The 3,417-nt window shown below is 55.4% G+C and carries 2 rRNA genes; both read right to left on the reverse strand.

Annotated features, from left to right (window positions below):
• Window positions 1-17: 17 nt before the first annotated feature.
• Window positions 18-134 (reverse strand): 5S ribosomal RNA (rrf, locus tag AC21LY_RS23460).
• A 146-nt stretch (window positions 135-280) separates the two neighbouring features.
• Window positions 281-3,373 (reverse strand): 23S ribosomal RNA (locus AC21LY_RS23465).
• Window positions 3,374-3,417: the final 44 nt, after the last annotated feature.

Consider the following 3,417-nt stretch of genomic DNA (forward strand, 5'->3'; position numbering starts at 1 on the left):
TCCTGTATCTAATTGTAGTCCGGCGGTGTCCTACTCTCCCACACCCTCACGAGTGCAGTACCATCGGCGCTGGAGGGCTTAGCTTCCGGGTTCGGAATGGAGCCGGGCGTTTCCCCTCCGCTATGGCCGCCGTAACACTGCGAAACAACACAGTTGTGTGTTGTCTCAGACATTGCATAGTGGACGCGAACCAGCAGCATGCTGGTTTCTGTTGTTGTTACACGCTTGTTCGTTGTGCAAACACCCAATTGGGGGTGTTCGTTTTGGCGAATGTTATGTGTGTGGTAAGCCCTCGACCGATTAGTACCAGTCACCTACACGCATTACTGCGCTTCCAGTTCTGGCCTATCAACCCCATAGTCTGTAGGGGGTCTTACCCACTCAAGGTGGTGAGAAACCTAATCTTGGAACAGGCTTCCCGCTTAGATGCTTTCAGCGGTTATCCCTTCCGAACGTAGCCAACCAGCCGTGCTCCTGGTGGAACAACTGGCACACCAGAGGTTCGTCCGTCCCGGTCCTCTCGTACTAGGGACAGCCTTCCTCAAGTTTCTAACGCGCGCGGCGGATAGAGACCGAACTGTCTCACGACGTTCTAAACCCAGCTCGCGTGCCGCTTTAATGGGCGAACAGCCCAACCCTTGGGACCTACTCCAGCCCCAGGATGCGACGAGCCGACATCGAGGTGCCAAACCATCCCGTCGATATGGACTCTTGGGGAAGATCAGCCTGTTATCCCCGGGGTACCTTTTATCCGTTGAGCGACACCGCTTCCACTTGCCGGTGCCGGATCACTAGTCCCGACTTTCGTCCCTGCTCGACCTGTCAGTCTCACAGTCAAGCTCCCTTGTGCACTTGCACTCAACACCTGATTGCCAACCAGGCTGAGGGAACCTTTGGGCGCCTCCGTTACATTTTGGGAGGCAACCGCCCCAGTTAAACTACCCACCAGGCACTGTCCCTGAACCAGATCATGGTCCGAGGTTAAGGTATCCAATACGATCAGAGTGGTATTTCAACAACGACTCCACGAACACTGGCGTGCCCACTTCACAGTCTCCCACCTATCCTACACAAACCGAACCGAACACCAATACCAAGCTATAGTGAAGGTCCCGGGGTCTTTTCGTCCTGCCGCGCGTAACGAGCATCTTTACTCGTACTGCAATTTCGCCGAGTCTGTGGTTGAGACAGCAGAGAAGTCGTTACGCCATTCGTGCAGGTCGGAACTTACCCGACAAGGAATTTCGCTACCTTAGGATGGTTATAGTTACCACCGCCGTTTACTGGGGCTTAAATTCTCAGCTTCGCCTTACGGCTAACCGGTCCTCTTAACCTTCCAGCACCGGGCAGGCGTCAGTCCATATACATCGTCTTACGACTTCGCATGGACCTGTGTTTTTAGTAAACAGTCGCTTCTCTCTGGTCTCTGCGACCCCCCACAGCTCACGGAGCAAGTCCGGTCACCATGCGAGGTCCCCCTTCTCCCGAAGTTACGGGGGCATTTTGCCGAGTTCCTTAACCACAGTTCTCTCGATCTCCTTGGTATTCTCTACCTGACCACCTGTGTTGGTTTGGGGTACGGGCCACATCAGATCTCGCTAGAGGCTTTTCTCGGCAGCATAGGATCATGGAATTCACCGCAACGGCTACGCATCACCTCTCACACTTACATGAGACCCGGATTTGCCTAGATCTCGTGCTACAGGCTTACACCAGTACAACCACTGACTGGCCCCACTACCTTCCTGCGTCACCCCATCGCTTGACTACTACCAACCGAGGTCCCGTGCATCCACCAGCTCGTCACCCGAAGGTGATCTCGCGGCTTCAGGACGGTTAGTACAACTGATTCATCAGGGGCGATCTGACACGGGTACGGGAATATCAACCCGTTGTCCATCGACTACGCCTGTCGGCCTCGCCTTAGGTCCCGACTCACCCTGGGAGGATTAACCTAGCCCAGGAACCCTTGGTCATCCGGAGGACACGTTTCTCACGTGTCATTCGCTACTCATGCCTGCATTCTCACTCGCACAGCCTCCACAACTAGGTCACCCCGCTGCTTCTACGGCTGCACGACGCTCCCCTACCCACCCACACCCAAAGGTGTGAGTGCCGCGGCTTCGGCGGTGTACTTGAGCCCCGCTACATTGTCGGCGCCCAGCCACTAGACCAGTGAGCTATTACGCACTCTTTCAAGGGTGGCTGCTTCTAAGCCAACCTCCTGGTTGTCTTCGCGACCGGACATCCTTTTCCACTTAGTACACGCTTAGGGGCCTTAGCCGGCGATCTGGGCTGTTTCCCTCTCGACTACGAAGCTTATCCCCCGCAGTCTCACTGCCACGCTCTCACTTACCGGCATTCGGAGTTTGGCTGACGTCAGTAACCTGTGAGGGCCCATCGGCCATCCAGTAGCTCTACCTCCGGCAAGAAACACGTGACGCTGCACCTAAATGCATTTCGGGGAGAACCAGCTATCACGGAGTTTGATTGGCCTTTCACCCCTACCCACAGCTCATCCCCTCAGTTTTCAACCTAAGTGGGTTCGGGCCTCCACAACATCTTACTGCTGCTTCACCCTGGCCATGGGTAGATCACTCCGCTTCGGGTCCAGACCCGGCGACTATAGAACGCCCTCTTCGGACTCGCTTTCGCTACGGCTACCCCACAACGGGTTAACCTCGCCACCGAGCACTGACTCGCAGGCTCATTCTTCAAAAGGCACGCCATCACCCCACAACGAGGGCTCTGACGGATTGTAAGCACACGGTTTCAGGTACTATTTCACTCCCCTCCCGGGGTACTTTTCACCTTTCCCTCACGGTACTAGTCCGCTATCGGTCGCAAGGTAGTATTCAGGCTTACCGGGTGGTCCCGGCAGATTCACAGCAAATTCCACGGGCTCGCTGCTACTCGGGAAACTCATCCAGGCAGTCACCACATTTTCAGTTACGGGACTCTCACCCTCTCCGGCAGGCCATTCCAGGCCACTTCACCTAACATGACGATTTCTCACTGCCCTCCAGCAAGGTAGTACTGGAAAGATGAACCCCACAACACCACACACACAACCCCTACCCGGTATCACATGTGCATGGTTTAGCCTCATCCGCTTTCGCTCGCCACTACTCACGGAATCACTCTTGTTTTCTCTTCCTGAGGGTACTGAGATGTTTCACTTCCCCTCGTTCCCTCCACACCCCCTATATATTCAGAGGCGGGTAACACCACATGACTGGTGCTGGGTTTCCCCATTCGGAAATCCTCGGATCACAGCTCGGTTGACAGCTCCCCGAGGCATATCGCAGCCTCCCACGTCCTTCATCGGCTCCTTGCGCCAAGGCATCCACCGTGCGCCCTTAGACACTTACAACACACAAAACACACACCAAACCCGAACAACCCCCGCAAAAAGGG

Source organism: Tsukamurella sp. II2bb, from assembly GCF_057815145.1.